Genomic DNA, 5,554 nt, shown 5'->3' on the forward strand with positions numbered 1-5,554 from the left:
GCAGAAACGCCCCCCGCGGTCGGGCGGACCGGCGGGGGGCGTTTCTAGTATCAGAAGGTTGGCGGCGACCGACTCTCCCGCCGGCGAAGGCAGTACCATAGGCGCACCGGGGCTTAACGACTCTGTTCGGAATGGGAAGAGGTGAACACCCGGGCTAAAGCCACCATTTCTGTTGCGGACGGCCCCGCAAGGGGCGTCCGTCAGGACTTGACGCACGGCCAGCAACCAACTTAGGAGAACAAGAACCCGACAAGAGCGGGGATTGACAGAAGCGTTCGGTTCATTAGTACCGCTCGGCTCGCGTCTTTCAACGCTTCGACCTGCGGCCTATCAACGTGGTGGTCTTCCACGGACCTTATTCAACGGAAGTCTCATCTTGAGGTGAGTTTCGCACTTAGATGCTTTCAGCGCTTATCTCGTCCCAGCGTAGCTACCCAGCGCTGCACCTGGCGGCACAACTGGTACACCAGCGGCTGGTCCAACCCGGTCCTCTCGTACTAAGGTCAGGTCCTCGCAAACTTCCAACGCCCGCCACAGATAGGGACCGAACTGTCTCACGACGTTCTGAACCCAGCTCGCGTGCCACTTTAATCGGCGAACAGCCGAACCCTTGGGACCTTCTCCAGCCCCAGGACGTGACGAGCCGACATCGAGGTGCCAAACCTCCCCGTCGATATGAGCTCTTGGGGGAGATCAGCCTGTTATCCCCGGCGTACCTTTTATCCTTTGAGCGATGGCCCTTCCATGCGGAACCACCGGATCACTATATCCGTCTTTCGACCCTGCTCGGCGTGTCAGCCTCACAGTCAAGCCCGCTTTTGCTATTGCGCTCTGCATCCGGTTACCAAGCGGATTGAGCGGACCTTTGAAAGCCTCCGATACTTTTTTGGAGGCGACCACCCCAGTCAAACTACCCAGCAGACACTGTCTCCGTTGCCGGATTAGGCGCCAAACAACGCAAGGGTGGTATTTCAACGTCGGCTCCCCGAGACCTAGCGGCCCCGGCTCACAGCCTCCCACCTATGCTACACATGCGTTGTCCAGCGTCAATGTCAACCTATAGTAAAGGTGCACGGGGTCTTTCCGTCCCGTGGCGGGTACTCGGCATCTTCACCGAGACTACAATTTCACCGAGCTCACGGCTGAGACAGCGCCCAGATCGTTACACCATTCGTGCAGGTCGGAACTTACCCGACAAGGAATTTCGCTACCTTAGGACCGTTATAGTTACGGCCGCCGTTTACCGGGGCTTCGATTCAAACCTTCGGGTTGCCCCTAAGTTCCCCTCTTAACCTTCCGGCACCGGGCAGGTGTCAGGCCTTATACGTCCTCTTGCGAGTTGGCAAAGCCATGTGTTTTTGTTAAACAGTCGCCTGGGCCTTTTCACTGCGGCTTCTCCACCGAGGTGGAGGAAGCGTCCCTTCTCCCGAAGTTACAGGACCATTTTGCCGAGTTCCTTGGCCGTGATTCACTCGAGCGCCTCAGGATGCTCTCCTTGACTACCTGTGTCGGTTTGCGGTACGGGTTGCTGCAGCGTAAACGCTTAGCGGGTTTTCTTGGGAGTCTGATTAGGACGACTATGTCCGCGCCCCGAGGGGCTTGGACTACTATCAGCTTTCAGCAACCAGGGCGTACTTAACTACCCCGGCTATACCTACGGCCTTCAACGGGCACTTCCGTCCGCCCGCGCGTCTTTCACTTCTCCGTCACCGCATCACTCTCTGCAGCAAGTGCTGGAATATCAACCAGCTGGCCATCGACGTAGCCTCTCGGCGTAGCCTTAGGTCCCGACTAACCCTGCTCCGATTAGCGTTGAGCAGGAAACCTTAGTCTATCGGCGTGGGGGTTTCGCACCCCCATTATCGTTACTCATGCCTACATTTGCTTTTCCAGCCGCTCCAGTACGCCTCCCGGTCATACCTTCACCGCTGCTGGAATGCTCCCCTACCACTCGTCCATAAGACGAATCCATCGCTTCGGTACCGGACTTGATGCCCGCGTATTATCGATGCCCTGTCGCTCGACCAGTGAGCTGTTACGCACTCTTTAAATGAATGGCTGCTTCCAAGCCAACATCCTGGCTGTCAAGGCAACTGGACCTCCTTTGTTCAACTTAGCCCGGATTTAGGGACCTTAGCGGATGGTCTGGGTTCTTTCCCTCTCGGCGTGGGACCTTAGCACCCCACGCCTCACTGCCGCGTATATCGCGCTGGCATTCGGAGTTCGTCAGGATTCGGTAGGCTGTGACACCCCCTAGTCCTATCGGTAGCTCTACCTCCAGCGGACTCGACCGCGACGCTGTACCTCAATACATTTCGGGGAGTACGAGCTATTTCTCAGTTTGATTGGCCTTTCACCCCTACCCACAAGTCATCCAAATCCTTTTCAACGGAAACTGGTTCGGACCTCCAGTTGGTTTTACCCAACCTTCATCCTGCTCATGGGTAGATCACAAAGTTTCGCGTCTACCCCCTCTGACTCTGCGCCCTGTTCAGACTCGCTTTCGCTGCGGCTCCGTGCTTCTAAGCACTTAACCTTGCCAGAGAGGAGTAACTCGTAGGCTCATTATGCAAAAGGCACGCCGTCACCCCACAACAGGGGCTCCGACCGCTTGTAAGCGCACGGTTTCAGGTTCTTTTCACTCCCTTATTCAGGGTTCTTTTCACCTTTCCCTCACGGTACTGGTTCACTATCGGTCTCTCAGGAGTATGTAGCCTTGGCGGATGGTACCGCCGGATTCAGACGGGATTTCGCTGGTCCCGCCTTACTCAGGAATCCTCTACCGTGATGCATCTGCTCGCGTACCGGACTCTCACCGTCTATGGTCGACTTTCCCACGTCGTTCCGCTAAAATGCATCAATCAGATGTTGAGGTCCTACAACCCCGCGCTGGCCGTAACCAGCGTGGTTTGGGCTAATCCCCGTTCGCTCGCCACTACTTGGGGAATCACATGTTGTTTTCTGTTCCTCCGGGTACTTAGATGTTTCAGTTCCCCGGGTTTGCCTTCGGGCGACTAAACGCCTCGAATCCTACCTCTTCAAGGTAGGGGGTTGCCCCATTCGGAAATCTCGGGATATAACGGGTATGTGCCCCTCCCCCAAGCTTATCGCAGCTTATCACGTCCTTCGTCGCCTCTGAGAGCCTAGGCATCCCCCGTGCGCCCTTCGTTACTTCTGTCAAAGTAACGGCTTGTTCCGAAAAACAAGCTGTTTGCTCGTGTTGGATGCACACCCTTCCGAAAAAGGGCGGCATTTGTTCTCTTTGTTTGTTGCTTGCCGTTACGTCAAAGAACGTGTGCCAAACCTGTTGTTCGGCAACGCGGTGGGCCCTTCACCAAAAAAGGCCAACCAGTACTATCTGGGAGTGGTGGAGAATAACGGATTCGAACCGTTGACCCCCTGCGTGCAAGGCAGGTGCTCTAGCCAGCTGAGCTAATCCCCCGTGTTCCGGTATCCCGCAAGGCCGTGCGCCGTGCGACGTGGGCCTGCGTGGACTCGAACCACGGACCTCGACATTATCAGTGTCGCGCTCTAACCACCTGAGCTACAAGCCCGGGTCATCGCCGCTTCGCATGAAGCCGCGAATCCTCGTACTCCAATATTTTTGAGCGAGTGTGAAAACAACCAGGCGTTTAAGCCAGCCAACCGAACGACATCCCCCATCGGCGTAACAAAAGCGCTCCAGAAAGGAGGTGATCCAGCCGCACCTTCCGGTACGGCTACCTTGTTACGACTTAGCCCCAGTTACCTGTTCTACCCTAACTGGCTNCGAAGCGCCTGTTGCGCTTCCCAGCGAAAGCAGCTTCTTAACGAAGCCGCTTTCAGTATTTTGAAAGAAGAAAAGACAATTGGTGAGCAGGTAGTTGGTAAAGCTCACGGATCGGATTGCTCCAGAAAGGAGGTGATCCAGCCGCACCTTCCGGTACGGCTACCTTGTTACGACTTAGCCCCAGTTACCTGTTCTACCCTAACTGGCTTCTGTGACGAGCACCAGCTTCAGGTCTACCAGACTTCCATGGCTTGACGGGCGGTGTGTACAAGGCCCGGGAACGTATTCACCGCGTCATTGCTGATACGCGATTACTAGTGATTCCAGCTTCACGGAGTCGAGTTGCAGACNTTCTGTGACGAGCACCAGCTTCAGGTCTACCAGACTTCCATGGCTTGACGGGCGGTGTGTACAAGGCCCGGGAACGTATTCACCGCGTCATTGCTGATACGCGATTACTAGTGATTCCAGCTTCACGGAGTCGAGTTGCAGACTCCGATCCGAACTGAGAACGGCTTTTTGAGATTGGCGCCCCATCGCTGGGTGGCAACCCTCTGTACCGTCCATTGTAGCACGTGTGTAGCCCTAGGCGTAAGGGCCATGATGACCTGACGTCGTCCCCGCCTTCCTCACTGCTTGCGCAGGCAGTCTGTCTAGAGTCCCCGGCATAATCCGCTGGCAACTAAACATAGGGGTTGCGCTCGTTGCGGGACTTAACCCAACACCTCACGGCACGAGCTGACGACGGCCATGCAGCACCTTGCTTTGTGTCCCGAAGGAAAGGCCCATCTCTGAGCCGGTCACGCGCATTCTAGCCTAGGTAAGGTTCCTCGCGTATCATCGAATTAAACCACATGCTCCACCACTTGTGCGGGCCCCCGTCAATTCCTTTGAGTTTCACCGTTGCCGGCGTACTCCCCAGGTGGGATACTTAACGCTTTCGCTAAGCCGCGGACTGTATGTCGCCCACAGCGAGTATCCATCGTTTACGGCGTGGACTACCAGGGTATCTAATCCTGTTTGCTCCCCACGCTTTCGTGCCTCAGCGTCAGTACCAGCCTAGTCAGCTGCCTACGCAATCGGGGTTCTAGAAGGTATCTATGCATTTCACCGCTACACCTTCTATTCCGCCAACCTCGTCTGGACTCAAGCCCTGTAGTATCCATGGCAGTTCTGCTGTTAAGCAGCAGGCTTTCACCACGGACTTGCAGGGCCGCCTACGCACCCTTTAAACCCAATAAATCCGGACAACGCTTGCACCCTCCGTATTACCGCGGCTGCTGGCACGGAGTTAGCCGGTGCTTATTCAACCGGTACCGTCGATTTCCCTCGCAAGGGCTTTTTCTTCCCGGTCAAAAGACGTTTACAACCCAGAAGGCCTTCATCCGTCACGCGGCATGGCTGGGTCAGGCTCGCGCCCATTGCCCAATATTCCCTACTGCTGCCTCCCGTAGGAGTCTGGCCCGTATCTCAGTGCCAGTGTGGGGGATCGGCCTCTCAGCTCCCCTAGCCATCGTCGCCTTGGTGGGCCCTTACCCCGCCAACTAGCTAATGGCACGCAGGCTCATCTACTCCCGAAATTCTTTAACTGCTACAGGATGCCCTGTTACAGTCTCATGCGGTATTAATCCACCTTTCGGCGGGCTATCCCCCAGGAGTAGGCAGATTGCCTACGCGTTACGCACCCGTGCGCCACTAGCGGTATTGCTACCGCCCGTTCGACTTGCATGTATTAGGCCTGCCGCTAGCGTTCATCCTGAGCCAGGATCAAACTCTCCATTGTAG

Annotated in this window: 2 tRNA genes and 3 rRNA genes; all 5 read right to left on the reverse strand. The window is 56.1% G+C overall.

Going from position 1 to position 5,554, the window contains the following annotated elements:
• Window positions 1-56 precede the first annotated feature (56 nt).
• Window positions 57-168 (reverse strand): 5S ribosomal RNA (gene rrf / locus ACE191_RS21725).
• Window positions 169-262: 94 nt separating this feature from the next.
• Window positions 263-3,179 (reverse strand): 23S ribosomal RNA (locus tag ACE191_RS21730).
• Window positions 3,180-3,365: 186 nt separating this feature from the next.
• Window positions 3,366-3,442, reverse strand: a tRNA-Ala gene (locus ACE191_RS21735).
• A gap of 38 nt (window positions 3,443-3,480) precedes the next feature.
• Window positions 3,481-3,554: transfer RNA gene (locus ACE191_RS21740), tRNA-Ile, on the reverse strand.
• 340 nt (window positions 3,555-3,894) lie between these two features.
• Window positions 3,895-5,552, reverse strand: a 16S ribosomal RNA gene (locus ACE191_RS21745).
• The 16S, 23S and 5S rRNA genes sit together here with 2 tRNA genes alongside, the layout of an rRNA operon.
• Between the last annotated feature and the right edge of the window lie 2 nt (window positions 5,553-5,554).

Origin of the sequence: Hymenobacter sp. B81, assembly GCF_044628455.1 — a bacterium.
Lineage (GTDB): Bacteria > Bacteroidota > Bacteroidia > Cytophagales > Hymenobacteraceae > Solirubrum.